24 protein-coding genes are annotated in these 25,636 nt (G+C 52.3%); 11 read left to right on the top strand and 13 right to left on the bottom strand.

What is annotated here, in order from left to right; genetic code table 11:
- Nucleotides 1-232: 232 nt before the first annotated feature.
- Nucleotides 233-1,708, bottom strand: coding sequence for a glucose-6-phosphate dehydrogenase (gene zwf, locus OGX66_RS21425; protein WP_003034896.1), 1,476 nt, complete (start codon nucleotides 1,706-1,708; stop codon nucleotides 233-235).
- Nucleotides 1,709-2,075: 367 nt separating this feature from the next.
- On the opposite strand from zwf, the gene OGX66_RS21420 reads away from it, so the two are divergent.
- The gene (locus OGX66_RS21420) at nucleotides 2,076-2,945 is read left to right on the top strand and encodes a MurR/RpiR family transcriptional regulator (RefSeq protein WP_003034893.1); all 870 of its coding nucleotides are present in this window, start codon (nucleotides 2,076-2,078) and stop codon (nucleotides 2,943-2,945) included.
- 118 nt (nucleotides 2,946-3,063) lie between these two features.
- A complete protein-coding gene (gene pyk, locus OGX66_RS21415; RefSeq protein ID WP_003034890.1) occupies nucleotides 3,064-4,506 on the top strand; it encodes a pyruvate kinase in 1,443 nt (480 codons plus the stop codon).
- Nucleotides 4,507-4,549: 43 nt separating this feature from the next.
- Here the strand turns inward: pyk and lpxM are convergent, their stop codons facing one another.
- The 3 genes from lpxM to znuA all read right to left on the bottom strand — a co-directional run bounded on the left by lpxM (nucleotide 4,550) and on the right by znuA (nucleotide 7,920).
- Nucleotides 4,550-5,521 (bottom strand): lauroyl-Kdo(2)-lipid IV(A) myristoyltransferase, encoded by a 972-nt coding sequence (gene lpxM / locus OGX66_RS21410; protein WP_270921869.1) that lies wholly within the window; start codon nucleotides 5,519-5,521, stop codon nucleotides 4,550-4,552.
- 119 nt (nucleotides 5,522-5,640) lie between these two features.
- A complete protein-coding gene (gene mepM, locus OGX66_RS21405) occupies nucleotides 5,641-6,960 on the bottom strand; it encodes a murein DD-endopeptidase MepM (RefSeq protein ID WP_003034883.1) in 1,320 nt (439 codons plus the stop codon).
- A 15-nt stretch (nucleotides 6,961-6,975) separates the two neighbouring features.
- Nucleotides 6,976-7,920: a zinc ABC transporter substrate-binding protein ZnuA gene (gene znuA / locus OGX66_RS21400; RefSeq protein ID WP_049002353.1), complete on the bottom strand. Its 945-nt coding sequence runs from the start codon at nucleotides 7,918-7,920 to the stop codon at nucleotides 6,976-6,978.
- 78 nt (nucleotides 7,921-7,998) lie between these two features.
- Between znuA and znuC the strand changes: the two genes are divergently transcribed.
- Together znuC and znuB are read left to right on the top strand one after the other, a co-directional pair.
- Nucleotides 7,999-8,754: a zinc ABC transporter ATP-binding protein ZnuC gene (gene znuC / locus OGX66_RS21395; protein ID WP_003034877.1), complete on the top strand. Its 756-nt coding sequence runs from the start codon at nucleotides 7,999-8,001 to the stop codon at nucleotides 8,752-8,754.
- Nucleotides 8,751-9,536, top strand: a complete 786-nt coding sequence (gene znuB / locus OGX66_RS21390) for a zinc ABC transporter permease subunit ZnuB (RefSeq protein ID WP_003034874.1) — start codon at nucleotides 8,751-8,753, stop codon at nucleotides 9,534-9,536. The genes znuC and znuB overlap by 4 nt, the downstream gene beginning before the upstream one ends.
- 78 nt (nucleotides 9,537-9,614) lie before the next feature.
- On the opposite strand, the gene ruvB is transcribed toward znuB, so the two are convergent.
- From ruvB to aspS, 6 genes are all read right to left on the bottom strand, one after another.
- On the bottom strand, nucleotides 9,615-10,625 hold the full coding sequence (gene ruvB / locus OGX66_RS21385; protein ID WP_003034872.1) for a Holliday junction branch migration DNA helicase RuvB: 1,011 nt from the start codon (nucleotides 10,623-10,625) through the stop codon (nucleotides 9,615-9,617).
- Between the two features lie 8 nt (nucleotides 10,626-10,633).
- Nucleotides 10,634-11,245: a Holliday junction branch migration protein RuvA gene (gene ruvA, locus OGX66_RS21380; RefSeq protein ID WP_003844153.1), complete on the bottom strand. Its 612-nt coding sequence runs from the start codon at nucleotides 11,243-11,245 to the stop codon at nucleotides 10,634-10,636.
- 80 nt (nucleotides 11,246-11,325) lie between these two features.
- Complete coding sequence (gene ruvC / locus OGX66_RS21375) at nucleotides 11,326-11,847, bottom strand: crossover junction endodeoxyribonuclease RuvC (protein ID WP_003034867.1); 522 nt, start codon at nucleotides 11,845-11,847, stop codon at nucleotides 11,326-11,328.
- Between the two features lie 34 nt (nucleotides 11,848-11,881).
- Nucleotides 11,882-12,625: a YebC/PmpR family DNA-binding transcriptional regulator gene (locus OGX66_RS21370; protein WP_003034865.1), complete on the bottom strand. Its 744-nt coding sequence runs from the start codon at nucleotides 12,623-12,625 to the stop codon at nucleotides 11,882-11,884.
- Nucleotides 12,626-12,653: 28 nt separating this feature from the next.
- Nucleotides 12,654-13,097 (bottom strand): dihydroneopterin triphosphate diphosphatase, encoded by a 444-nt coding sequence (nudB, locus tag OGX66_RS21365; protein WP_003844155.1) that lies wholly within the window; start codon nucleotides 13,095-13,097, stop codon nucleotides 12,654-12,656.
- A gap of 1 nt (nucleotide 13,098) precedes the next feature.
- Nucleotides 13,099-14,871 carry an aspartate--tRNA ligase gene (gene aspS, locus OGX66_RS21360; protein WP_032935372.1) on the bottom strand — a complete coding sequence of 591 codons (1,773 nt, stop codon included), beginning with the start codon at nucleotides 14,869-14,871 and terminating at the stop codon, nucleotides 13,099-13,101.
- 288 nt (nucleotides 14,872-15,159) lie between these two features.
- Between aspS and OGX66_RS21355 the strand changes: the two genes are divergently transcribed.
- Genes OGX66_RS21355 through cmoB form a run of 5 tightly spaced genes read left to right on the top strand, consistent with a single transcriptional unit; the run spans nucleotide 15,160 to nucleotide 18,738 of the window.
- Complete coding sequence (locus OGX66_RS21355; protein ID WP_088902177.1) at nucleotides 15,160-15,726, top strand: hydrolase; 567 nt, start codon at nucleotides 15,160-15,162, stop codon at nucleotides 15,724-15,726.
- The gene (locus OGX66_RS21350; RefSeq protein ID WP_136345685.1) at nucleotides 15,723-16,541 is read left to right on the top strand and encodes a DUF72 domain-containing protein; all 819 of its coding nucleotides are present in this window, start codon (nucleotides 15,723-15,725) and stop codon (nucleotides 16,539-16,541) included. The genes OGX66_RS21355 and OGX66_RS21350 overlap by 4 nt, the downstream gene beginning before the upstream one ends.
- Nucleotides 16,542-16,593: 52 nt before the next feature.
- A complete protein-coding gene (locus OGX66_RS21345; RefSeq protein WP_003034689.1) occupies nucleotides 16,594-16,989 on the top strand; it encodes an MAPEG family protein in 396 nt (131 codons plus the stop codon).
- Nucleotides 16,990-17,029: 40 nt separating this feature from the next.
- Nucleotides 17,030-17,773 (top strand): carboxy-S-adenosyl-L-methionine synthase CmoA, encoded by a 744-nt coding sequence (gene cmoA / locus OGX66_RS21340; protein WP_003034686.1) that lies wholly within the window; start codon nucleotides 17,030-17,032, stop codon nucleotides 17,771-17,773.
- Nucleotides 17,770-18,738: a tRNA 5-methoxyuridine(34)/uridine 5-oxyacetic acid(34) synthase CmoB gene (gene cmoB, locus OGX66_RS21335; protein ID WP_003839177.1), complete on the top strand. Its 969-nt coding sequence runs from the start codon at nucleotides 17,770-17,772 to the stop codon at nucleotides 18,736-18,738. The genes cmoA and cmoB overlap by 4 nt, the downstream gene beginning before the upstream one ends.
- A 243-nt stretch (nucleotides 18,739-18,981) precedes the next feature.
- On the opposite strand, the gene cutC is transcribed toward cmoB, so the two are convergent.
- Entirely contained in the window at nucleotides 18,982-19,728 is a 747-nt protein-coding gene (cutC, locus tag OGX66_RS21330; RefSeq protein ID WP_193339173.1) for a copper homeostasis protein CutC, read from the bottom strand.
- Between the two features lie 2 nt (nucleotides 19,729-19,730).
- Entirely contained in the window at nucleotides 19,731-20,297 is a 567-nt protein-coding gene (locus OGX66_RS21325; protein ID WP_003034677.1) for a VOC family protein, read from the bottom strand.
- Nucleotides 20,298-20,535: 238 nt separating this feature from the next.
- Between OGX66_RS21325 and argS the strand changes: the two genes are divergently transcribed.
- Both argS and mrdA2 read left to right on the top strand, forming a co-directional pair.
- Complete coding sequence (gene argS, locus OGX66_RS21320; protein WP_003034673.1) at nucleotides 20,536-22,269, top strand: arginine--tRNA ligase; 1,734 nt, start codon at nucleotides 20,536-20,538, stop codon at nucleotides 22,267-22,269.
- Between the two features lie 228 nt (nucleotides 22,270-22,497).
- Nucleotides 22,498-24,435, top strand: a complete 1,938-nt coding sequence (gene mrdA2 / locus OGX66_RS21315) for a peptidoglycan DD-transpeptidase MrdA2 (RefSeq protein WP_286512220.1) — start codon at nucleotides 22,498-22,500, stop codon at nucleotides 24,433-24,435.
- Here mrdA2 and bglB read toward each other — a convergent pair.
- The gene (gene bglB, locus OGX66_RS21310) at nucleotides 24,407-25,546 is read right to left on the bottom strand and encodes a beta-galactosidase BglB (protein ID WP_270921871.1); all 1,140 of its coding nucleotides are present in this window, start codon (nucleotides 25,544-25,546) and stop codon (nucleotides 24,407-24,409) included. The genes mrdA2 and bglB overlap by 29 nt on opposite strands.
- Nucleotides 25,547-25,636: the final 90 nt, after the last annotated feature.

Below are 25,636 nucleotides of genomic sequence, written 5' to 3'. Positions count from 1 at the left end.
GAGGCTCCTAAAATTTATCTGTCAGAGCGTTGGAAAAACAATGTGTTTCAGTTGGGTTAAAAACAGCTGAATCGCTTGTTAGCCGTAGCTCAGGGGCAAAATCGTTTCAGGCAGTGTAATAAAAAAAGCCCCGCGGGTGAATCCACGCGAGGCTTAAAAGTGCAAAAATTATTCTACAATCTGTGTTAGATCATGTTACCGGTAAAATAACACCTATGGGCTAGATGATATTTTACTCGAATTCGTTCCAGGAACGACCATCACGGGTAATCATGGCCACAGAGGCAACCGGTCCCCAAGTCCCGGCCTGATAAGGCTTCGGCGCGTCGTTGTCCATTGCCCAGGCTTCGGTAATAGAGTCGACCCACTTCCATGCTTCTTCAACTTCATCTCGACGCACAAACAGCGCCTGAATGCCGCGCATCGTTTCAAGCAGCAGACGCTCATAAGCGTCGGCCAGATGTGTTTGGTTGAAGGTTTCGGAGTAGCTCAGATCAAGTTTGGTAATTTGCAGGTTATGCTTGTGATCCAGACCCGGTACTTTGTTCAGTACCTGGATATCGACACCTTCATCAGGCTGCAAACGGATGGTCAGCTTGTTCTGTGGCAGGTCCTGCCAGGATTCTCTGAACAGGTTCAGCTCAGGCGTTTTGAAGTAAACCACGACTTCAGAGCACTTGGTCGGTAAACGTTTACCGGTACGCAGGTAGAATGGAACACCCGCCCAGCGCCAGTTATCGATATCCACACGGATTGCCACAAACGTTTCCGTGTTGCTGCTCTTGTTGGCACCTTCTTCTTCCAGGTATCCCGGAACTTTTTTGCCCTGGGCAAAACCGGCGGTGTACTGACCGCGAACCGTTTTTTCTCGCACGTTCGAACGATCGATGCGACGCAGTGATTTCAGTACCTTCACTTTTTCATCACGGATGCTGTCAGCGCTCAGATCGGACGGTGGAGACATCGCGATCATGCATAGGATTTGCAGCAGGTGGTTCTGGATCATGTCGCGCATCTGACCGGCCTGGTCGAAGTAGCCCCAACGCCCTTCAATGCCCACTTCTTCCGCCACGGTAATTTCTACGTGATCGATAGTGCGGTTATCCCAGTTGTTCACAAACAGGGAGTTGGCAAAACGCAGTGCCAACAGGTTCAGTACCGTCTCTTTGCCGAGATAGTGGTCGATGCGGTAAACTTGGCACTCTTCGAAATACTCGCCGACCTGATCGTTGATTTCGCGCGATGTTGCCAGTGACGTTCCTAACGGTTTTTCCATCACCACGCGGGCAGGCTTCGCATTCAGCTTTGCTTCACCCAAGCCTTTGCAGATTGCGCCAAAAGTGCTTGGTGGCATCGCGAAATAGTTAATAGTGGTACGTGATTTCTGATCCAGCATTTCACCCAGACGGCTAAATGCGGCGGTATCATTGACGTCCAGATTACAAAACTCCAGACGACCGCTGAGGGTCTCCCATAAACCTTCATCGATTTTTTCTTTCATGAAGGTTTCGAGCGCTTCGCGCACAACCTTGGTATAAGCTGCTTTGTCCCAGTCGGCACGCCCAACCCCAATGATACGGGTTTCCGGGTTAATCTGGCCGGCCTTTTCCAGTTGATACAGGGAAGGCAGCAATTTCCGTCGCGCCAGGTCGCCCTTCGCACCGAAAATGACCAGGTCACATGCCTGGGCTGTTTGCGTTACCGCCATGTCATTCTCCTCAATTAAGTGCCTGGTGCTTTTGCCAGACACTGGTTGTAATTTTATTACAGTGCACTGTACTGCTTTTACGTGAATCCGGAAACCGTAAACGCTTATCCAGCCGTGCTGTTACCGCGAACAGCCGCTTTATTGGCGTATAACCCATCAAAATGGATAAAAAAGTCGTATTTTTCGTACCCATGACGAAGTATGAAAATCCGACTCCGATCATGTAATGAAAAAAAACAACAACTATTCTGTCCATTTTGCCCCGTTGCTGCATTAGCAGGGGTAATATCTATACACTAAATTGTGTATCGGTTTCCCCGTATCGCTGAAATCGTTTTTGCCCATGACCCATGAGTCTACCTACATCATGAATATGCTGGAAAAAATCCAGTTAAAACTGGAACATTTGAGCAAGTCAGAGCGTAAAGTCGCCGACATTATTCTTGCCTCTCCCGAGCGGGCAATCCATTCAAGCATCGCCGCACTTGCTGTAGAAGCGAATGTCAGCGAGCCAACGGTGAACCGTTTTTGTCGCAGCATGGACACCCGCGGCTTTCCTGATTTTAAACTGCATCTGGCGCAAAGTCTGGCAAATGGCACCCCTTATGTTAATCGCAATGTGGATGAGGATGACAGCGTAGAATCTTACACGGGGAAAATCTTCGAGTCAGCGATGGCAAGCCTCGACCACGTTCGCCAGTCGCTGGATAACGCGGCGGTAAACCGGGCGGTAGATTTATTAACCCAGGCGAAGAAAATTGCCTTCTTTGGTTTAGGTTCTTCCGCCGCGGTAGCGCATGACGCGATGAATAAATTTTTCCGCTTTAACGTGCCGGTAATTTATTCCGACGATATTGTTCTGCAACGCATGAGTTGTATGAATTGTAGCGACGACGACGTCATTGTGCTTATTTCTCATACCGGAAGAACCAAAAGTCTGGTTGAACTGGCGCAGTTAGCGCGGGAAAACGATGCCATGGTTATCGCCCTCACCTCTCCCGGTACGCCACTGGCGCGGGAAGCCACGCTGGCAATTACCCTCGATGTACCGGAAGATACTGACATTTATATGCCCATGGTCTCTCGACTTGCTCAACTGACCGTGATAGATGTGCTGGCTACAGGATTTACTTTGCGCCGAGGGGCAAAATTTAGAGATAACTTGAAGCGTGTCAAGGAAGCGCTCAAGGAATCGCGTTTTGATAAAGAATTACTCATCAAGAGTGATGACCGCTAAAAGCAATAACAATGTTCTACCCTTTTATCATCCGGGTTGTTCATTTACCGTTAATGTTTGAGAACGGCCGGATCAATGTTCACGCAACACCAAGTTGTTTCAGTCAACGGAGTATTACATGTCCAGAAGGCTTCGCAGAACCAAAATCGTTACCACGTTAGGCCCGGCAACTGACCGCGATAACAACCTTGAGAAGATTATCGCCGCGGGTGCGAACGTCGTACGTATGAACTTTTCCCACGGCTCTCCAGAAGATCACAAACTGCGGGCGGATAAAGTCCGTGAAATTGCCGCAAAACTGGGACGTCATGTAGCTATTTTGGGTGACCTGCAGGGACCTAAAATCCGCGTATCCACCTTTAAAGAAGGTAAAGTATTTCTTAACGTTGGCGACAAGTTCCTGTTAGACGCCAACCTCGGCAAAGGCGAAGGCGACAAAGAAAAAGTCGGTATTGATTATAAAGGGCTGCCTGCTGACGTCGTGCCTGGCGATATCCTGCTGCTCGACGACGGTCGCGTACAGCTTAAGGTGCTGGAAGTTCAGGGCATGAAAGTCTTCACCGAAGTCACCGTCGGTGGCCCGCTATCCAATAACAAGGGCATCAACAAACTGGGCGGCGGTCTCTCTGCTGAAGCCCTGACCGAAAAAGACAAAGCCGACATCATTACCGCAGCACAAATCAGCGTTGACTATCTGGCTGTCTCCTTCCCGCGCTGCGGCGAAGATCTGAATTATGCCCGCCGTCTGGCGCGCGATGCCGGTTGCGATGCGAAAATTGTCGCCAAAGTAGAACGTGCAGAAGCCGTCTGCGACCAGAATGCGATGGATGACATCATCCTGGCTTCTGACGTAGTGATGGTAGCCCGTGGCGACCTGGGTGTTGAAATCGGTGACCCTGAGCTGGTAGGTATTCAGAAAGCGTTGATTCGTCGCGCGCGCCAGCTGAACCGTGCGGTCATCACCGCTACGCAGATGATGGAGTCGATGATTACCAACCCAATGCCGACTCGTGCGGAAGTGATGGATGTGGCTAACGCCGTCCTCGACGGCACCGATGCCGTGATGCTCTCTGCAGAAACAGCAGCAGGTCAGTACCCGGCGGAAACCGTCGCGGCAATGGCGCGCGTCTGTCTCGGCGCTGAAAAGATCCCGAGCATCAACGTCTCTAAACACCGCCTTGACGTGCAGTTTGATAACGTTGAAGAAGCGATTGCGATGTCAGCGATGTACGCTGCTAACCACCTGAAAGGAGTCACCGCTATCATTGCAATGACGGAGTCTGGTCGCACTGCGCTGATGACTTCTCGTATCAGTTCCGGCCTGCCGATTTTCGCGATGTCTCGTCATGAGCGTACGCTGAATCTGACCTCCCTGTACCGCGGTGTCACCCCGGTTCACTTCGACAGCGAAACTGACGGCGTCGTTGCCGCCAATGAAGCGGTGAACCTGCTGCGCGATAAAGGCTACCTGGTTTCTGGTGACCTGGTGATCGTGACCCAGGGCGATGTGATGAGCACCATTGGCTCAACCAACACCACGCGTATTCTGACCGTAGAATAAGTCGCTTAAATGTAAAAAAGCCTCTCGTTTGAGAGGCTTTTTTTTATTTCTTCGGATAGAGATCTTTGCGCTTATAGGGCTCAATCTCGCCGGGTTTACGCGTCTTAAGCAGTTTCAGAATCCAGGTGTATTGTTCGACATGAGGCGTGACAAAAATCTCCACCTCTTCGTTCATCCGTCTGGCAATGGTGTGGTCATCCGCCGTCAGGATGTCATCCATCGGTGGACGAACATGGATCGTCAGGCGGTGCGTTCTCCCATCGTATACGGGGAAAAGCGGTACCACGCGCGCGTGGCAGACCTTCATCAGACGTCCAATCGCCGGTAACGTTGCTTTATAGGTAGCAAAAAAATCAACAAACTCGCTGTGTTCAGGTCCATGGTCCTGATCCGGCAGGTAGTATCCCCAATATCCCTGACGGACAGACTGAATAAACGGTTTGATGCCATCATTACGCGCATGCAAACGACCACCAAAGCGACGGCGTACCGTGTTCCAGACGTAATCGAATACCGGGTTCCCCTGATTGTGGAACATCGCAGCCATTTTCTGTCCCTGGGATGCCATCAGCATCGCCGGGATATCTACCCCCCAGCCATGTGGAACGAGAAAAATAACTTTTTCATCGTTGCGCCGCATCTCTTCGATGATTTCCAGGCCCTGCCAGTCAACCCGACTCTGAATTTTCTCCGGGCCACGTATTGCTAATTCAGCCATCATGACCATCGCCTGAGGCGCAGTTGCATACATATCATCAACAATGGCTTCACGCTCAGCTTCGCTACGTTCAGGAAAGCAGAGGGATAAATTGATCAATGCTCTGCGACGGGAACTTTTTCCCAGTCTTCCGGCGAGCCGTCCGAGTTTTGCCAGAATAGGATCACGAAATGCTGCCGGCGTTAACGCAATACCAGCTATCGCCGCCCCCCCCAGCCAGGCGCCCCAGTAGCGCGGATGGCGAAATGATTTGTGAAACTCAGGGATATACTCAATATTCTTTTTTTTCGTTTCCATGCTCTTCCAGTGTCTGGTGCCGCGAAAAGTAAATCTGCTGATAGTGTAGCGGCGCACCGTGCGCCGTACAAAATAAAAAAGCCGGCACGCATAGCGTACCGGCTTTGTCAGTGTACTAATTAATCAAAACGTAGCTGAGGCATAACCTCTTTCACCTGCGCCAGGTAATCGGTGCGATCCGAGCCGGTCAGACCCTCTGTACGCGGCAGTTTCGCCGTCAAAGGGTTCACGGCCTGCTGGTTAACCCATACTTCATAGTGCAGATGCGGCCCCGTTGAACGCCCGGTGTTACCTGACAGCGCGATACGATCGCCACGTTTCACTTTTTGACCTGGTTTCACCAACAGCTTACGCAGGTGCATATAACGCGTGGTGTAGGTGCGACCATGACGAACCGCAACATAGTATCCGGCAGCGCCGCTACGCTTCGCTACAACCACTTCACCATCGCCCACCGACAGTACCGGCGTCCCCTGCGGCATCGCAAAGTCGACACCTTTGTGCGGCGCTACGCGTCCAGTCACCGGATTCAGGCGACGCGGGTTAAAGTTCGAGGAAATACGGAACTGTTTCGCCGTCGGGAAACGCATGAAGCCTTTCGCCAGCCCGGTACCATTACGGTCATAGAACTTACCGTCTGCTGCACGGATAGCATAATAGTCTTTGCCTTCAGAACGTAAACGCACGCCCAGCAGTTGGCTTTGCTCGCGCTTGCCGTCCAGCATTTCGCGAGACATCAGCACCGAGAACTCATCACCTTTTTTCAGTTTGCGGAAATCCATCTGCCACTGCATGGCCTTAATCACTGCGCTGATTTCAGAGCTGGTCAGCCCGGCATCTTTGGCGCTGGCGACGAAGCTTCCGCCCACCGTGCCTTTGATACGACTGTTAACCCAATCGCCCTGTTGCATTTCGCTGCTCATTTTGAAACCCGTCGCAGTGCGATCGTAAGTACGGGTTTCACGGCGGGATACTTCCCAGGTCAGACGCTGCAGGTCACCTTCCGCGCTTAAGGTCCAGGAAAGCTGCTGACCAATTTTCAGATTACGCAGCTCTTTATCGGAAGCAGCGAGTTGACTGATATCGCCCATATCGATGCCGTACTGATTCAGAATACTGCTCAGCGTATCGCCAGTGGAGACGACATACTCATGCACACCAGCTTCACCAGACGTTTTGTCATCCAGTTCATCCTGCGGAATGGCTTCGTCTTCCTGTGCAGCCTGATCAATAGGTTCGCTTGCCTCAGGCAACAGTGAACGAATCTCGCTTTTTTCCAGCTCGATAGTTTTAACGATGGGTGCAGAATCGGGATGGTAAACATAAGGCCGCCAGACGGCGACGGCCAATGTCAGTACGGTAAGCGACCCCAGCATAACGCGATGGGGTCGCGGCAGATTATTAAATGCCAGAGCGACAGAGCGGGCTATCTGTTGCACGTATTCACTTCCTCATTAATCTCCTTTCAGGCAGCTCGCATACTGGTTGGCTAATTGGTTCAAAAACGCTGAATAGCTTGTTTTACCCAGTTTGATATTCGTACCGAGCGGATCCAACGTTCCCATTCGAACGGATGTCCCTCTCGCGACGGCTTCAACGACCGCTGGCCTGAACTGTGGCTCAGCAAAAACGCAGGTTGCTTTTTGCTCAACCAACTGTGTTCTTATTTCATGTAAACGCTGCGCACCAGGTTGAATCTCAGGGTTCACGGTAAAGTGACCAAGCGGTGTTAGTCCGTAGTGTTTTTCGTAGTAGCCATAGGCGTCATGAAAAACGAAATAACCTTTTCCCTTGAGCGGTGCGAGCTCGTTACCTACCTGCTTATCGGTTGCGGCTAATTGTGCCTCAAAATCCTTCAGGTTGGCGTCAAGTTTGGCTCGACTTTGCGGCATAAGTTCCACTAATTTTTCATGGATTGCAACCGCTGAGGCCCGCGCTATCTCTGGAGAAAGCCAAAGATGCATGTTGTAATCGCCGTGATGGTGATGCTCGTCACTTTTTTCACTGCCAGCATCATTGTGTCCATGATCGTCATCGTCGTCGTCAGCACCTTTTATGAGTAACGGTTTCACGTCATTGAGCTGCGCAATCGTTACCTGTTTCGCGTTAGGAATATTCTTGACTGACTTTTCCATAAACGCTTCCATCTCAGGTCCAATCCAAACGACTAAGTCCGCGCCCTGTAAGCGTTTTACGTCTGATGGACGCAGTGAATAGTCATGTTCGGAAGCCCCGTCTGGCAGCAAAACCTCAGTGTCTGTTACCCCGTCCGCAATGGCCGAAGCAATAAATCCCAGCGGCTTGAGCGAGGCCACCACAGCAGCATTTGCTGCCTGTGTTGCACTACCCCAAAGAGCAGCGGATAATGCTGCGAAAAGAAGCGTATTTTTATGTAACATAATGCGACCAATCATCGTAATGAATGTAAGAAATGTGATATTATAACATTCTATAACTTCTGCAAGACTAAAATTGATATGACGACTTTGGTTTCACTGGAAAATGTCTCGGTCTCTTATGGTCAACGCCGCGTCCTGTCTGACGTATCGCTTGAACTTCGACCCGGTAAAATTTTAACGCTTCTCGGCCCGAATGGTGCCGGGAAGTCTACGCTGGTGCGCGTTGTATTAGGACTGGTAGCGGCTGATGAGGGAGTTATCAAGCGTAATGGCCAATTGCGGATTGGCTATGTACCGCAAAAACTGTACCTCGATACTACGCTTCCGCTGACGGTAAGTCGGTTTATGCGCTTACGTCCCGGCACCAAAAAAGAGGATATCCTTCCGGCACTGAAGCGCGTTCAGGCCGGACATCTGATGAATGCGCCGATGCAAAAGCTCTCTGGCGGGGAAACGCAACGCGTCCTGTTAGCCCGTGCTTTATTGAATAAACCTCAGCTACTGGTGCTCGATGAGCCGACCCAGGGCGTGGATGTCAATGGGCAGGTCGCACTGTACGACCTTATCGACCAGTTGCGACGTGAACTGGATTGCGCCGTACTGATGGTTTCCCATGACCTGCATCTGGTGATGGCCAAAACCGATGAAGTACTGTGCCTGAACCATCATATTTGCTGTTCCGGTGCGCCGGAAGTGGTTTCCATGCACCCGGAATTCATCTCAATGTTCGGACAACGCGGCGCCGAACAACTCGGAATTTACCGTCATAATCACAATCACCGCCACGATTTACAGGGTCGTATCGTCTTACGCCGGGGAAATGGTCACTCATGATTGAATTGTTATTACCCGGTTGGTTAGCCGGGATCATGCTGGCCTGTGCTGCTGGCCCACTCGGCTCGTTTGTGGTCTGGCGTCGAATGTCTTATTTCGGTGATACGCTGGCCCACGCTTCACTGCTGGGAGTCGCCTTTGGCCTGCTGCTGGATGTAAACCCTTTCTATGCGGTTATCGCCGTCACTTTGTTGCTGGCTGGCGGTCTGGTATGGCTTGAAAAGCGCCCTCACCTCGCGATCGATACCTTACTGGGCATTATGGCGCATAGTGCATTGTCGCTGGGGCTGGTTGTCGTCAGCCTGATGTCCAACATCCGTGTGGATCTGATGGCTTACCTGTTTGGTGATTTGCTCGCCGTGACGCCTGAAGATCTTATCTCCATCGCCATCGGCGTGGTTATTGTTCTGGCGATTCTGTTCTGGCAGTGGCGTAACCTGCTGTCGATGACCATCAGTCCGGATCTGGCATTTGTCGATGGCGTGAAGCTGCAACGCGTGAAGCTGCTGCTGATGCTGGTTACGGCGTTAACGATTGGCGTGGCGATGAAGTTTGTCGGGGCGTTGATTATCACCTCGCTGCTTATTATCCCTGCGGCGACCGCCCGTCGCTTTGCCCGTACGCCGGAACAGATGGCAGGAGTTGCCGTTGGTGTGGGAATGATAGCGGTTACAGGCGGGTTGACCTTCTCGGCCTTCTATGACACCCCGGCAGGTCCCTCCGTGGTGCTGTGTGCCGCACTGCTGTTTATTTTCAGCATGATGAAAAAACAAGCGAGCTAAGCATGCGTTGCCCGGTGGCGCTGCGCTTACCGGGCCTACAAAATCGCCCAGGCCTGGTGAGCGTAGCGACATCATGCATTAAGGCATTTGTGGCGGCGTAATGCCAAAATGGTTCCAGGCGCGCACGGTTGCCATACGTCCACGCGGCGTACGCTGCAGAAAACCTTGCTGAATCAGATATGGCTCAAGCACGTCCTCAATGGTTTCACGCTCTTCCCCGATCGCCGCAGCCAGGTTATCCAGTCCGACCGGTCCGCCAAAGAATTTGTCGATAACCGCCAGCAGCAACTTACGGTCCATATAATCAAATCCTTCCGCATCCACATTGAGCATATCCAGCGCCTGAGCGGCGATATCTGCTGAAATCGTGCCGTCATGCTTCACTTCGGCGAAATCACGTACCCGGCGTAATAAGCGGTTGGCAATACGCGGCGTACCGCGGGCGCGGCGTGCCACTTCCAGCGCGCCTTCATCGCTCATTTCCAGGCCCATAAAACGCGCACTGCGTCCTACAATGTGCTGCAGGTCAGCCACCTGATAGAATTCCAGGCGCTGTACAATACCAAAACGATCACGTAACGGAGACGTTAACGACCCGGCGCGCGTCGTCGCCCCGATTAGCGTAAACGGCGGCAGATCGATCTTGATCGAACGTGCAGCCGGTCCTTCACCAATCATGATATCCAGCTGATAATCTTCCATCGCCGGATACAGCACCTCTTCCACCACCGGTGAAAGACGATGGATTTCATCGATAAACAGCACATCATGGGGTTCAAGGTTGGTAAGCATTGCCGCCAGGTCACCCGCTTTTTCCAGTACCGGACCGGACGTGGTGCGCAGATTAACGCCCATTTCATTGGCGACAATATTGGCAAGCGTGGTTTTACCAAGACCTGGAGGACCGAAAATCAGCAGGTGATCGAGAGCGTCACCACGCAGCTTCGCCGCCTGGATAAAAATCTCCATTTGCGAACGGACCTGAGGCTGGCCAATATACTCTTCCAGCAATTTAGGGCGGATCGCACGATCCACCAGGTCTTCAGGGGTCGTGCTGACAGCCGAAATCAGGCGATCTGCTTCAATCATCCTTTACCTCACAATGCCGCGCGAAGCGCTTCACGAATCAGGGTTTCACTGCTGGCATCAGGGCGGGCAATTTTGCTCACCATGCGGCTGGCTTCTTGTGGTTTATAGCCCAACGCCACCAGCGCAGCAACCGCTTCCTGCTCGGCGTCGTCCGATGTCGGACTGGCCGGAGAGGTCAGAACCAGATCCGCCGCCGGGGTAAAGAGGTCACCATGCAGACCTTTAAAGCGGTCTTTCATTTCAACAATCAAACGCTCTGCGGTTTTCTTACCAATGCCCGGTAATTTCACTAACGCGCCAAGCTCTTCGCGCTCAACGGCATTAACAAACTGCTGCGCAGACATTCCGGAGAGGATCGCCAGCGCCAGCTTCGGCCCCACGCCATTGGTTTTGATTAACTCTTTAAACAGCGTGCGCTCTTGCTTGTTGTTAAAGCCATACAGCAGTTGAGCGTCTTCACGCACCACAAAATGGGTGAAGATAATCGCTTCCTGCCCGGCTTCCGGCAACTCGTAGAAACAGGTCATCGGCATATGCACTTCATAGCCTACCCCACCCGTTTCCAGAAGGACCAGCGGGGGTTGTTTTTCAATAATGATGCCTCTGAGTCTGCCTATCACGTGACGCTCCTGCGTTAAGGGCTAAAAGGTAATGCGCTATAATAAAAAAAGGCTGGATAGATATCCAGCCTCATTTGTCACTAACGTAATCGACCTCGCGCCAGATTCAGCCTCGACTCGCTCATTTGCATGGCATTCTGACTGACATGGCAGTGGGTAATAGCTATCGCCAGCGCATCCGCGGCATCCGCTTGCGGATTCGCCGGGAGTTTTAGCAGCGTGCGCACCATATGCTGGACCTGGCTTTTTTCCGCACTACCGATCCCCACCACAGTCTGTTTTACCTGGCGGGCCGCGTATTCAAAGACCGGTAGATCCTGATTGGTCGCCGCAACGATTGCCACGCCGCGTGCCTGTCCAAGCTTTAGCGCCGAGTCAGCGTTCTTCGCCATAAAGACCTGCTCAATGGCAAAATAGTCCGGCTGGAACTGGGTGATGATTTCCGTCACGCCCGCGTAAATTAACTTCAGACGTGACGGGAGATCGTCGACTTTGGTGCGGATACAACCGCTGCCGAGGTAGGTCAGCTGTCTGCCGACCTGACGAATAACGCCATAACCGGTGATGCGCGACCCCGGGTCAATGCCGAGAATGATAGACATCACGCACCTCCTGTCAGGTTGCGGTACAGCCACCTCATTCTAAGGTAGCTGCAACCTCATCAGAGATCTCGCCGTTATGGTAAACTTCCTGCACGTCGTCGCAGTCTTCCAGCATATCGATCAGACGCAACAACTTCGGCGCTGTTTCTGCATCCATATCTGCTTTGGTGGATGGAATCATAGACACTTCAGCCGCGTCCGCTTTCAGACCCGCCGCTTCCAGCGCGTCACGCACTTTACCCATCTCTTCCCACGCGGTGTAAACGTCAATTGCGCCGTCGTCGAAGGTCACCACGTCTTCAGCACCTGCTTCCAGCGCCGCTTCCATGATGGCGTCTTCGTCGCCTTGTTCAAAGGAGATCACGCCTTTTTTGCTGAACAGGTAAGCCACGGAACCGTCGGTACCGAGGTTGCCGCCCGTTTTCGTGAACGCGTGACGCACTTCCGCAACAGTACGGTTACGGTTGTCAGACAGACATTCAATCATAACGGCTGTACCGCCAGGACCATAACCTTCATAGATGATGGTTTCCATGTTGGAATCTTCATCACCACCCACACCGCGCGCGATTGCACGGTTCAGGGTGTCACGGGTCATGTTGTTAGCCAGCGCTTTATCAACCGCTGCACGCAGACGCGGGTTAGCGTCCGGATCGCCGCCGCCGAGTTTTGCCGCCGTCACCAGCTCACGAATTATTTTGGTGAAAATTTTACCGCGTTTAGCATCCTGCGCTGCTTTACGGTGTCTGGTGTTGGCCCATTTACTATGACCTGCCATAAATAATATCTCCAAAAAGCGCGCCTTTTCAGGCGACGTTAATTACAAACTCTTCAATCGCCTGCCGGTTACTCCACGACTTGGTTAATTGGGCGGCTTCAACCGCATTAACCCAACGATAGGTCAGATGTTCGGTGAACACGATCTCTCGTTCTGAGGGAAGTGCCAGGCAAAACCAGGACTCAGTATTTCGTTCAATTCCCGGTGCATAGCGATGACGTAAATGGCTAAAAATCTCAAACTCCACCGTGCGCTGACAGTCAATTAAGGTCAGTTGCTCAGATGCAACATCAATGGCGACCTCTTCCTTTACTTCGCGCATAGCGGCTTGCGACGCGGTTTCACCCTCTTCAAGGCTGCCGGTGACCGACTGCCAGAAATCAGGATCGTCGCGTCGCTGTAACATCAGCACTCTCCCGGTGTCCTTTGCATAAATCACGACTAACACCGAGACAGGCTGTTTGTATCTCATATCAGTTATTCTCGGCCTTCTTAACAACCTGAATGCTCAGTTCCGCCAGCGCAGCTTCGTTGGCAAAGCTCGGCGCTTCAGTCATCAGACACGCTGCAGCAGTGGTTTTCGGGAAAGCAATAACGTCACGAATGTTGTCAGTACCGGTCAGCAGCATAGTCAGACGGTCCAGACCGAACGCCAGGCCCGCATGCGGTGGTGTACCATATTTTAGCGCATCCAGCAGGAACCCGAATTTCTCACGCTGCTCTTGCTCGTTAATGCCCAGAATACCGAATACGGTCTGCTGCATGTCGCCGTTGTGAATACGCACGGAACCGCCGCCCACTTCGTAGCCGTTGATAACCATATCGTATGCGTTAGCAACCGCGTCTTCCGGCGCAGCTTTCAGCTCAGCGGCCGTCATATCTTTCGGCGCGGTGAACGGGTGGTGCATTGCGGTCAGTCCGCCTTCACCATCGTCTTCAAACATTGGGAAGTCGATAACCCACAGCGGCGCCCATTTGGCTTCGTCGGTAATGTTCAGGTCTTTACCCAGTTTCAGACGCAGCGCGCCCATCGCGTCGGCAACCACTTTCTTGTTGTCGGCACCGAAGAAAATCATGTCGCCGTCTTGCGCACCGGTACGCGCCAGAATCGCTTCCACGATTTCTGCGTTCAGGAACTTAGCAACCGGGCTGGTGATACCTTCCAGACCTTTCGCACGCTCGTTGACTTTGATGTAAGCCAGACCTTTCGCGCCGTAAATCTTAATAAAGTTACCGTAATCGTCAATTTGCTTACGGCTCAGTGCGGCACCGCCCGGTACACGCAGAGCAGCTACGCGGCCTTTCGCATCGTTTGCCGGACCAGAGAACACTGCGAACTCAACGTCTTTCACCAGATCGGCAACGTCAACCAGCTCCATCGGGTTACGCAGGTCTGGTTTATCAGAACCGTAACGACGCTCAGCTTCGGCAAAGGTCATGATCGGGAAATCACCCAGATCCACCCCTTTAACTTCCAGCCACAGATTACGCACCAGCGCTTCCATCACTTCACGCACCTGCGGTGCGGTCATGAAGGAAGTCTCAACGTCGATCTGGGTAAATTCAGGCTGACGGTCAGCACGTAAGTCTTCATCACGGAAGCATTTTACGATCTGATAGTAGCGGTCAAAGCCAGACATCATCAGCAGTTGTTTAAACAACTGAGGTGATTGCGGCAGCGCGTAGAATTTACCTTTATGTACGCGAGAAGGTACCAGGTAATCGCGCGCGCCTTCCGGCGTCGCTTTGGTCAGCATCGGTGTTTCAATGTCGAGGAAGCCGTGGTCGTCCATAAAACGACGCACCAGACTGGTAATTTTGGCACGCGTTTTCAGGCGCTGCGCCATTTCAGGGCGACGCAGATCTAAATAGCGATACTTCAGTCGCGCTTCTTCGGTGTTGACGTGGTTAGAGTCCAACGGCAGCGAGTCTGAACGGTTGATGATGGTCAGATCGGAGGCCAGCACTTCAATTTCGCCCGTCGCCATCTCGGCGTTGACGTTTTTCGCGTCACGCGCACGCACGGTGCCCGTAACCTGGATGCAGAACTCATTACGCAGTTCGGAGGCCAGCTTTAACGCGTCCGCACGGTCCGGATCGAAAAATACCTGCACGATACCTTCGCGGTCGCGCATATCGATAAAGATCAGGCTACCAAGATCACGACGACGGTTGACCCAACCACACAGAGTCACCTGCTGCCCCTCGTGGGACAGACGTAGCTGTCCGCAATATTCTGTACGCATGAGATATCCCTTAACTTTGCCGCAGGCGGATTGTCACCTGTCTCGCAGATGACGAAGTCGCAGCTTTAGCTGAATGTCACAACTGAATGAAAAAAGGCGGCTATTATACTGGAAATTCTGCCGCACGATAAGAGCCTACTGGGATAGACTCTTAGTCCGGTACTGACTGTACGCCTGTTTCCTGGACGGGCATTGCGTAATCTCACAAAAAATAACAAAAATTGTCGCCCCTTTCACACTGATTCGCGCTTAAGGTGTAACGGAATTCTATTTTTTACTGGAGTGAACATGCTGGAACTGAACGCAAAAACAACTGCCCTTGTCGTGATTGACTTACAGGAAGGGATCCTGCCTTTCGCTGGCGGACCTCATACGGCACACACTGTGGTTGCCCGCGCCGCGCAGTTGGCGGAAAAATTCCGTACCCACGGTTCCCCGGTGGTAATGGTGCGCGTCGGGTGGTCTGACGATTACGCCGAAGCGCTGAAACAACCAGTAGATGCTCAGACTCCAGCAAAAGCGTTGCCCGAAAACTGGTGGAATTACCCGGCTGCTCTGGGTAAATGCACCAGCGATCTCGAAGTAACCAAACGCCAGTGGGGCGCGTTCTACGGCACCGATCTGGAATTACAGCTGCGTCGCCGGGGTATCGATACCATCGTCCTGTGCGGCATCTCTACGAACATTGGCGTTGAGTCGACGGCGCGAAATGCGTGGGAGCTGGGTTTCAGTCTTATCATTGCAGAGGATGCCTGTAGCGCCGCCAGTGCTGAACAACACCAGGGCAGCATGACGCACATTTTCCCCCGCATTGCGCGCGTTCGCAGCGTGGAGGAGATTTTGCAAGCGCTATGATCTATATCGGTTTACCCCAATGGTCGCATCCAAAATGGGTGCGTTTGGGGATCACAAGCCTTGAAGAGTATGCCCGCCACTTTAACTGCGTGGAGGGCAATACCACGCTGTATGCGCTGCCTAAAGCCGATATTGTTGCCCGCTGGCAGGCACAGACCACCGATACGTTTCGATTTTGTTTTAAGTTTCCGGCGACCATTTCGCATAAGGCCGCGCTGCGTAATTGTGATGACCTGGTACAGGAATTTTTTATGCGCATGTCGCCGCTGGAATCGCGCATTGGACAATACTGGCTGCAATTACCCGCGACTTTTAGCCCACGCGACCTGCCTGCCCTGTGGCAGTTTCTCGATGCGCTCCCCAAATGCTTTACCTACGGTGTGGAAGTTCGCCATCCAGACTTCTTTGCCAAAGGCGAAGCCGAACAGCTATTTAATCGCGGGTTACACGAGCGTGGAGTAAACCGGGTGATTCTGGACAGCCGCCCGGTACATGCCGCAATCCCACATACCGAAGCGATACGTGACGCCCAGCGCAAGAAACCGAAGGTTCCGGTGCATGCGGTGGTGACGGCAAACCATCCGATGGTACGCTTTATCGGTAGCGATGATATGGCACAAAACAGCGCGCTTTTTGCCGTCTGGCTGACCAAGCTGTCGCTATGGCATCACACCACGACGCCGTATCTGTTTTTGCATACGCCGGACATCGCGCAGGCCCCGGAGCTTGTTGATACACTATGGTCAGATTTACGCAGTGCTCTGCCAGAGATCGGATCAGCACCGTCTATTCCACAGCAATCTTCTCTTTTCTGAAAATGCCACCTATCATAGTCAAGGCCATCAGCCATTTTAAAAGGGAGTTTGTATGGTAAGCGCGCTTTATGCCGTATTGGGTGCGTTATTGTTAATAAAGTTCTCCTTTGACGTTGTTCGCCTGCGCATGCAATATCGCGTTGCCTATGGCGATGGAGGTTTTAGCGAACTGCAAAGCGCTATCCGCATTCACGGTAACGCGGTGGAATATATTCCCGTCGCGTTAGTGCTGCTGTTATTTATGGAAATGAACGGCGCAGAGACGTGGATGGTGCATCTTTGCGGGCTGATGTTGATTGCCGGACGTCTGATGCATTATTACGGATTCCACCATCGGCTTTTCCGCTGGCGCCGTTCAGGCATGAGCGCAACCTGGTGTTCGCTGTTGCTAATGGTGCTGGCGAATCTTTGGTATATGCCCTGGGAGTTGGTTTTCTCCCTGCATTAGCGCACAATACGCCACTTTATTTTTCCCGGATTTTTACGTTATGTCTCACCGCGACACGCTTTTTTCTGCGCCTATCGCCAGTCTGGGTGACTGGACCTTTGATGAACGGGTAGCTGAAGTCTTCCCGGATATGATCCAGCGTTCCGTTCCTGGCTATTCCAATATTATTTCTATGATTGGCATGCTGGCCGAACGTTTCGTACAACCCAACACGCAGGTCTACGATCTGGGCTGTTCTCTGGGCGCGGCGACGCTCTCGGTGCGTCGCAATATTCATCACGAGAATTGCAAAATTATTGCTGTCGATAACTCCCCGGCGATGGTTGAGCGCTGCCGTCGTCACATCGACGCTTATAAAGCACCGACTCCGGTTGAGGTTGTCGAAGGCGATATTCGCAACATTACTATCGAAAATGCCTCGATGGTGGTGCTGAATTTTACCCTGCAATTCCTTGAGCCACCTGAGCGCCAGGCGTTGTTGGATAAGATTTATCAGGGGCTGAATCCCGGTGGCGCGTTGGTGCTATCTGAAAAATTTAGCTTCGAAGACGCGAACGTAGGCGAGTTGCTGTTCAACATGCACCACGACTTCAAACGAGCCAATGGCTATAGCGAACTGGAAATCAGCCAGAAGCGCAGCATGCTGGAGAACGTGATGCTCACCGACTCGGTCGAAACGCACAAAGCGCGACTGCATCAGGCCGGCTTTGAGCACAGTGAGTTGTGGTTCCAGTGCTTCAACTTTGGCTCTCTGGTGGCGTTGAAAGCTGAGGTTAGCGCATGATCGATTTTGGTAACTTTTATCAGTTGATTGCCAAAAATCATCTGTCCCATTGGCTGGAAACACTTCCGGCGCAAATCGCTGCCTGGCAGCGCGATCAGCACGGTCTTTTTAAACAATGGTCAAACGCCGTCGAGTTTCTGCCCGAGCTAACGCCGCATCGTCTGGACTTACTGCACAGCGTTACCGCAGAAAGCAAAGAGCCGCTCAGCGAAGGTCAGCTTAAACGCATAGACACCCTGATGCGTAACCTGATGCCATGGCGTAAAGGACCGTACTCGCTGTACGGCGTCAACATCGATACCGAATGGCGTTCCGACTGGAAGTGGGATCGCGTCCTGCCGCACTTGTCTGATCTCACCGGACGTACCATTCTTGATGTCGGCTGCGGCAGTGGCTATCACATGTGGCGCATGATTGGCGCGGGCGCACATCTGGCGGTCGGTATCGACCCGACCCAACTGTTCCTGTGCCAGTTTGAGGCGGTGCGTAAACTGCTGGGCAATGACCAGCGCGCGCATCTGCTGCCGCTGGGTATTGAACAGCTTCCGGCGCTCAACGCCTTTGATACCGTATTCTCCATGGGCGTGCTTTATCACCGCCGCTCGCCGCTGGAACACCTGTGGCAGTTAAAGGATCAGTTGGTTAAAGATGGCGAACTGGTACTGGAAACGCTGGTCGTCGAAGGCGATGAAAATACCGTGCTGGTGCCGGGCGATCGCTACGCCCAGATGCGTAACGTTTACTTTATCCCGTCTGCACTGGCGCTAAAAAACTGGCTGGAAAAATGCGGGTTTGTTGATGTGCGCATTGCCGACGTATGTGTGACCACTACCGAAGAACAGCGCCGCACCGAATGGATGATTACCGAATCGCTGGCCGACTTCCTTGACCCGAACGACCACAGCAAGACGGTGGAAGGCTACCCCGCCCCACTGCGTGCGGTATTGATTGCGCGTAAACCGTAGTCATTTTTGTCAAATGACTATTACGTATAGCACCATTTCTCCAAAATAGTTCGGTTTGCAACAAGGCGGCGACGCAGCAAATCCCTGGGAGCGTAGATAACTACGTGACCGGGGTGAGCGAGGAAAGCCAACACAGTTGCAGACCGAAATATGCAGGAGAAGGAGAAAAAAAGGCCCCTGTTGAAATTGCAGGGGCCTGGTACGAGCAAGCATCATATTGGGCGACATGATGCAACGGTAAAATCAGCTGGCCTGATGGTGTGCAATGATTGCTTTCATTTCAGCAACCGCCGCCCCGTCTACCGCATAGCGAGAATACTCATCCGCCTGCGCATCCGAAGACATCGACAACCCCGAATTGCGATAACGCATTGGTGAAGCCAGCCATACTCCGGCAGAACTGTGGACGTCCTGCACCCCAGCATCAAGGAACAGGGACAAATTCGAGGCGCGAACCCCCGCTCCGGCCATAATGATTGGAGCACCAGGCTGCGTAATAAGTTCCATTATTTTTGTTAAACCTTGCGCCGCATCTGATTTTTGCCCGGAGGTGAGTACTCTGGCGATGCCCAAATCAGCTAATTTTTTAAGCGTATTGAGTGGGTTAGCACACATATCAAAGGCACGATGAAAAGTGACTTGCAGTGAACCGGCGGCGATCATTATTTTCTCCATGCGCGGCATATCGACATCGCCATCCGCATCTAAAATGCCGGTCACCAGCCCTGAGAACCCTAGTTCTCTGACCATCGCTATATCATCCAGCATTGCAGCGAATTCACCTTCGGTGTAACAAAAGTCGCCTCCACGTGGACGAATAATGGGATTGACGGGAATCGAAATGTGCTGGCGAACAGAACGCAAGACGCCCAGTGAAGGCGTTAAGCCCCCTTCTTTGGGTGCCGAGCAAAGCTCAATACGATCCGCGCCGTTTTGCTGCGCCGTGCGCGCGCACTCCATGCTGTAACAGCAGATTTCCAGTATAGTCATGCTCACTCCTGACGTTCGCTTGCCACAATGGTTTCAATCGACCACGGGTGGAATTTTATCGTCACGCTACCATCGCTAACCGCCAGCGTCGGATTCGGTAAACGTTCACGTTCTCCTTTTGGCGAGCTGGTTTTCACAAATATACCAGGTTGACTCAGACCGTGATCGGAAAGCAGCGCCAGCGCTCGCGCATTCAGAGTTTGTGCCTCACCCGGCAGAACAATTTCAATATGTTCCCAGCCTTCATGTGGGTAACGTTTTTCGCCCGGCCACGGCAGTTCGACGATGGAAAATTGCCAATGTTGCACACAAACCGGCTCATGCAGTTTAAAAAGACAAATAGGTCTGCCGTTAATGATGTTTTCTGACAACAATTCACCGCACTGTTCAAACCCGCGACGCCAGCGTTCTGCAGTGGTATTTTGATGGCAACGCAAGGAAATGTGATCGGCTTCCAGGCCTGTGATATCCAGCCCAAGACGGGTAGAAAGTTCCGTTAATGCCTGCGTGAAATGCGGTAAATCTGCAGAAATATCCTGTAGTTCTGCAACGGTTTGCCAGTTCGCCATATTAAAAGCTCATATCCATGTTCAAAGTCGCTAATTTACTCTGTTGCGCTGCGCCATCCAACCGCTGTTTTCTCCGAACACATCATGGATAAATTTATGCCATTGCATGGTTTATATTTCAGGCTACTGGCGGTACACACAATGCTGACGGCAACGGGCATTTGCAGTATACTCCCGCCCTTAATTCTTAAACTGGTGCGGTGAATTTTAGGCCGCTTCATAAATGTAAGGTATTCCGGTGAATATTCAGGCTCTTCTCTCAGAAAAAGTCAGTCAGGCCATGATTGCTGCAGGCGCGCCTGCAGATTGCGAACCACAGGTTCGTCAGTCAGCAAAAGTACAGTTCGGCGACTATCAAGCTAACGGCATGATGGCTGTCGCTAAAAAACTGGGTATGGCGCCGCGACAACTGGCTGAGCAGGTGCTGACTCATCTGGATCTCAACGGGATTGCCAGCAAAGTTGAAATTGCAGGCCCGGGCTTTATCAACATTTTTCTCGACCCAGCATTTCTGGCGCAGCACGTTCAGCAGGCGCTGGCTTCCGATCGTCTGGGCGTCACCCAACCGACTAAACAAACCGTCGTGGTTGACTACTCCGCGCCTAACGTAGCGAAAGAGATGCACGTTGGTCACCTGCGTTCCACCATCATCGGTGACGCGGCGGTGCGTACGCTGGAATTCCTCGGTCACAAGGTTATCCGCGCCAACCACGTCGGTGACTGGGGTACTCAGTTCGGTATGCTCATCGCATGGCTGGAAAAACAGCAGCAGGAAAATGCCGGAGAGATGGCGCTGGCTGACCTGGAAGGTTTCTACCGTGACGCGAAAAAACATTACGACGAAGATGAAGCCTTCGCGGAACGCGCCCGTAGCTATGTCGTGAAGCTGCAAGGCGGCGACGAATACTTCCGTGAGATGTGGCGTAAACTGGTCGACATTACCATGTCGCAGAACCAGTTAACCTACGATCGCCTCAACGTTACCCTGACCCGTGACGACGTCATGGGCGAGAGCCTGTACAACCCGATGCTGCCTGGCATCGTGGCCGATCTCAAAGCCAAAGGCCTGGCTGTTGAAAGCGAAGGCGCTACCGTCGTATTCCTTGATGAGTATAAAAACAAGGAAGGCGAACCGATGGGCGTTATCATTCAGAAGAAAGATGGCGGCTATCTCTACACCACAACCGACATCGCCTGTGCCAAGTATCGTTACGAAACCCTGCATGCCGATCGCGTACTGTATTACATCGACTCTCGTCAGCATCAGCACTTAATGCAGGCCTGGACCATCGTACGTAAAGCTGGTTATGTGCCGGATTCGGTGCCGCTGGAACACCACATGTTCGGTATGATGCTGGGCAAAGACGGTAAACCGTTCAAAACCCGCGCTGGCGGCACGGTTAAACTGGCCGATCTGCTGGATGAAGCGCTGGAGCGCGCACGTCGTCTGGTCGCGGAGAAGAACCCGGACATGCCTGCCGATGAGCTGGAAAAGCTGGCAAATGCGGTCGGTATCGGCGCGGTGAAATACGCGGATCTGTCCAAAAACCGTACCACCGACTACATCTTCGACTGGGACAACATGCTGGCATTCGAAGGCAATACCGCGCCGTACATGCAGTATGCTTACACCCGCGTACTGTCCGTATTCCGTAAAGCGGATATCGACGAAAGCGCGCTGGCAAATGCGCAGGTGATTATCAACGAAGATCGCGAGGCTCAGCTGGCGGCGCGTCTACTGCAGTTTGAAGAAACGCTGACCGTCGTTGCACGTGAAGGTACACCGCACGTGATGTGTGCTTACCTGTACGACGTTGCCGGTCTGTTCTCCGGCTTCTACGAGCACTGCCCTATCCTCAGCGCTGAAAACGAAGAGATTCGTAACAGCCGGCTGAAACTGGCACAGCTGACGGCGAAAACCCTGAAGCTTGGTCTGGATACACTGGGTATCGAAACCGTAGAACGTATGTAATTACCTCAAGTAATGTGAAAGCCCGCGCTATGTCGCGGGCTTTTTTATTTTCCCTGACCCGTTCTCATAGGCAGCACAATCAGGCCTACGAGAAGCGGCGACGTTCACTGTAATTTGTAACAACCCACAAGGAATGACACATTTCCCTAGAGATATGGAACATTTTTTGCCTGTCATCCCGTTTAAGCCTCCGTATCATTAGGCGGCGAATTAATCGGGTACGGGTCAATGACATTCAGAGATTTTGAGGCGGAAGAAAAACTCTTTCAGCGGCGTGTGTTGGTGGCCTTTGGCCTGGTGGTCATCTGTTTTGGCATCCTGATTTACAATCTGTATAACTTACAAATCTGTCAGCACCAGTATTACACCACCCGGTCGAATGCAAACGACATCAAAATGCTACCCGTCGCCCCCACACGTGGCATGATTTACGATCGCAACGGCATCCCGCTGGTGCGCAACGTCACCTGGTACGATATTTCCGTTACGCCTTATAAAATCAGCGATATGAATGCGTTGATCCAGCAGCTCACGCCCATCGTTGACCTGACTCCTGATGATATTGATCAGTTTCGCCATGAGCTAAAAGCCAGCAGCCGCTATCGTCCGGTCGTGCTAAAAAATGCGCTTACCGATGTGGAAATCGCCCGTTTCTCGGTAAATCAGTTTCATTTTAGCGGCGTAAACATCAATAGCTACGAAGACCGCCAGTATCCCTATGGCGCGGCGCTGGCACATGTCCTTGGCTATGTTTCAAAAATCAATGACAACGACCTGAAAGCACTGGATCAAAAGGGTCAGGCAGAGAACTACGCCGCCGATCACAATATCGGTAAGCAAGGAATTGAGCGCTATTACGAAAATGAACTGCATGGAAAGACCGGTTATCAGGAGGTGGAAGTAGATAACCACGGACGCATCGTACGCCTGATCAAAGATGTGCCGCCCGTTGCCGGTAAAGATATCCATTTGACGCTGGATTTACATTTACAGCAATATATTGAGAGCTTGTTGGCTGGCCAGCGTGCCGCCGTTTTGGTTGAAGATCCACACGACGTTTCTGTACTGGCGATGGTCTCAAACCCCAGCTATGACCCTAATCCGTTTGTCAAAGGCATTAGCTATCAGGACTATAACAAGCTACTCCAGGATAAAGACCTGCCATTAATCAACCGCGTCACACAGGGATTATACCCCCCCGCTTCAACAGTCAAACCGTATATGGCGATGTCAGCATTACTAAACGGTGTGATCACGCCGCAGACCAGTTTCTTCGGTGCTCCTACCTGGACGCTACCCGGCACCGAGCGACATTACCGTGACTGGAAAAAAACAGGCCACGGTATGCTGGATGTCACCAAAGCGATAGAAGAGTCTGCCGATACGTTCTTCTATCAGGTAGCGTATATGATGGGGATCGACCGGATTAACAGCATGCTCAGCCAGTTTGGTTACGGTAAACCGACCGGCATCGATCTTGATGAGGAGTATAACGGCCTGCTCCCGAGCCGTGAATGGAAGCAAAAAGTGCATAAAAAAGCCTGGTATCAGGGGGATACTATCTCAGTTGGCATCGGCCAGGGCTACTGGATTGCCACTCCTATCCAGATGGTCAAAGCCATGGTCGCACTGATTAACAACGGCAAGGTTATCGTCCCTCACCTGCTACTCGATGAAGAAAATGGCAAAACCTTCACGCCGTATCAGGCTCCAGAAGCACCGTCACAAATCGCCTCAGCCTCGTCACCCTACTGGGGACTGGTGCGTCAGGCGATGTTCGGCATGGCGAATGAACCAAATGGTACAGGTTATAAGTTCTTTCACACCGCACCTTACGGCATTGCGGCGAAAAGCGGCACCTCGCAGGTCTTTAGTCTGAAAGAAAATCAGACCTACAATGCGAAGATGATCCCTGTCCGCTTGCGCGACCACGTGTTCTATACCGCATTTGCGCCCTATAAGAACCCGAAGGTCGCGGTGGCGTTAATTCTGGAAAACGGCGGCAGCGATGGTGTCACCGCCGCGCCGGTTATGCGTCAAATCATGGATCATCTCTTTGCCCCGCAGGACAACACGGTACACACAGTGACGACTCAACCATCGGGTCCGATAGCGGTAGCGCCATCGAATACCGATATCAAAAATACTTACGCAAGTATTCGGTAAGACACAGCATCGCCATCGCTTGTCCGTAAGGCATAGAAGTCCGAGGGATGTTGCGGTAGAAATCGAGATTGTGTCCCATCCCGGTACCAAACGAGGTGTGCAGCAGTTCACCTTCCGGTGAAATATGCTGCACAATGCCACGAATGGCTTTTTCGGCCACCAGCGTATACTCTTGCCCAACATAGCGTTTACGTACAGCTTTGAGGATCCCATAAGCAAATCCGGCAGTTGCCGATGCTTCCAGATACGACTGCGGGTCGTCCAGCAAGGTATGCCACAACCCACTTTCATCCTGGCATTTCGCCAGCGCCGCGATTTGTGCGTTCAGGACCTGAACCAGATAGCGGTGAACGGCATTGTTTTCTGGTAAATCAAGTAATTCGAGGAAGTCCGGGATCACGATAGTTAACCAACTGTTGCCACGCGCCCAGCGGGCATTGGCAAAGTTATGATTTCCTTCATAGCTCCAGCCGTGGAACCACAGCCCCGTGTCTTTATCCATCAGGTTTTGCACGTGCAGCAGGAACTGATACGTTGCCTCTTCGATGTAGTCAGGGCGATTGAGTAACTTGCCAATCTTCGCCAGCGGTAAAACCGTCATCATCAGCGTGTCATCCCACATCTGCTGGTGGTTTTCTTCCGCCAGCGTAATGTGTTGCATACCGCCGAACTCGGTACGCGGCATCTCATGCATTGCCCACTCAGCCCAGCAGTCGAGCCACGGTAGATACGCTGGATTACGCGTCTCTTCATAGCGATACGCCAACGTTAAAAATGGCGCCATGGTGTTAACGTTTTTGGTGGTTGCACCTTCAGCAAAGCGATCGGCAAACCAGCTATCGATGATATCGCGCATCGTTTCATCACCGGTTTGCAGATAGTACTGATACATCCCGTACAAGCCGACGCCGTGGGTCCACTCCCATCCCGCCCAGCCTTTGGTATCAATTACGCGTCCATCGTCCAGACGCAGCAAGAACTCACCAGTTTCGTCATGAATATTGACCAGGTTATGCGTCACCTTTTTGATCAGCGTTTTTAATTCATCCCTGGCAATAAAATGTTCTGGCTGGCGCAACAACGGGCTATGTTTAACCGGGTAAACAATCATTTACTTAACCTCTGTCAATGTCGGATTCAATGCTGTGACCTGCCCCTGTTGCGGCGCAGCAGCTGTATTTGGGAGGCCCCGCAATCCTCG

Origin of the sequence: Citrobacter sp. Cf072 (assembly GCF_030334485.1) — a bacterium.
GTDB lineage: Bacteria > Pseudomonadota > Gammaproteobacteria > Enterobacterales > Enterobacteriaceae > Citrobacter > Citrobacter freundii.
The sequence above is the reverse complement of the archived record's forward strand: the minus strand, read 5'-3'. Positions and strand labels throughout refer to the sequence as shown.

What these genes read in the sequence shown, in the direction of transcription:
- cmoB (WP_003839177.1), top strand. Translation starts at nt 17,770, where the DNA reads ATGATCGATTTTGGTAACTTTTATCAGTTGATTGCCAAAAATCATCTG.
- OGX66_RS21355 (WP_088902177.1), top strand. Translation starts at nt 15,160, where the DNA reads ATGCTGGAACTGAACGCAAAAACAACTGCCCTTGTCGTGATTGACTTA.
- ruvC (WP_003034867.1), bottom strand. Translation starts at nt 11,847, where the DNA reads ATGTCTATCATTCTCGGCATTGACCCGGGGTCGCGCATCACCGGTTAT.
- OGX66_RS21325 (WP_003034677.1), bottom strand. Translation starts at nt 20,297, where the DNA reads ATGGCGAACTGGCAAACCGTTGCAGAACTACAGGATATTTCTGCAGAT.
- bglB (WP_270921871.1), bottom strand. Translation starts at nt 25,546, where the DNA reads ATGATTGTTTACCCGGTTAAACATAGCCCGTTGTTGCGCCAGCCAGAA.
- OGX66_RS21420 (WP_003034893.1), top strand. Translation starts at nt 2,076, where the DNA reads ATGAATATGCTGGAAAAAATCCAGTTAAAACTGGAACATTTGAGCAAG.
- znuA (WP_049002353.1), bottom strand. Translation starts at nt 7,920, where the DNA reads ATGTTACATAAAAATACGCTTCTTTTCGCAGCATTATCCGCTGCTCTT.
- lpxM (WP_270921869.1), bottom strand. Translation starts at nt 5,521, where the DNA reads ATGGAAACGAAAAAAAAGAATATTGAGTATATCCCTGAGTTTCACAAA.
- pyk (WP_003034890.1), top strand. Translation starts at nt 3,064, where the DNA reads ATGTCCAGAAGGCTTCGCAGAACCAAAATCGTTACCACGTTAGGCCCG.
- OGX66_RS21350 (WP_136345685.1), top strand. Translation starts at nt 15,723, where the DNA reads ATGATCTATATCGGTTTACCCCAATGGTCGCATCCAAAATGGGTGCGT.
- mrdA2 (WP_286512220.1), top strand. Translation starts at nt 22,498, where the DNA reads ATGACATTCAGAGATTTTGAGGCGGAAGAAAAACTCTTTCAGCGGCGT.
- OGX66_RS21345 (WP_003034689.1), top strand. Translation starts at nt 16,594, where the DNA reads ATGGTAAGCGCGCTTTATGCCGTATTGGGTGCGTTATTGTTAATAAAG.
- zwf (WP_003034896.1), bottom strand. Translation starts at nt 1,708, where the DNA reads ATGGCGGTAACGCAAACAGCCCAGGCATGTGACCTGGTCATTTTCGGT.
- znuC (WP_003034877.1), top strand. Translation starts at nt 7,999, where the DNA reads ATGACGACTTTGGTTTCACTGGAAAATGTCTCGGTCTCTTATGGTCAA.
- cutC (WP_193339173.1), bottom strand. Translation starts at nt 19,728, where the DNA reads ATGACTATACTGGAAATCTGCTGTTACAGCATGGAGTGCGCGCGCACG.
- znuB (WP_003034874.1), top strand. Translation starts at nt 8,751, where the DNA reads ATGATTGAATTGTTATTACCCGGTTGGTTAGCCGGGATCATGCTGGCC.
- OGX66_RS21370 (WP_003034865.1), bottom strand. Translation starts at nt 12,625, where the DNA reads ATGGCAGGTCATAGTAAATGGGCCAACACCAGACACCGTAAAGCAGCG.
- cmoA (WP_003034686.1), top strand. Translation starts at nt 17,030, where the DNA reads ATGTCTCACCGCGACACGCTTTTTTCTGCGCCTATCGCCAGTCTGGGT.
- nudB (WP_003844155.1), bottom strand. Translation starts at nt 13,097, where the DNA reads ATGAGATACAAACAGCCTGTCTCGGTGTTAGTCGTGATTTATGCAAAG.
- aspS (WP_032935372.1), bottom strand. Translation starts at nt 14,871, where the DNA reads ATGCGTACAGAATATTGCGGACAGCTACGTCTGTCCCACGAGGGGCAG.
- ruvB (WP_003034872.1), bottom strand. Translation starts at nt 10,625, where the DNA reads ATGATTGAAGCAGATCGCCTGATTTCGGCTGTCAGCACGACCCCTGAA.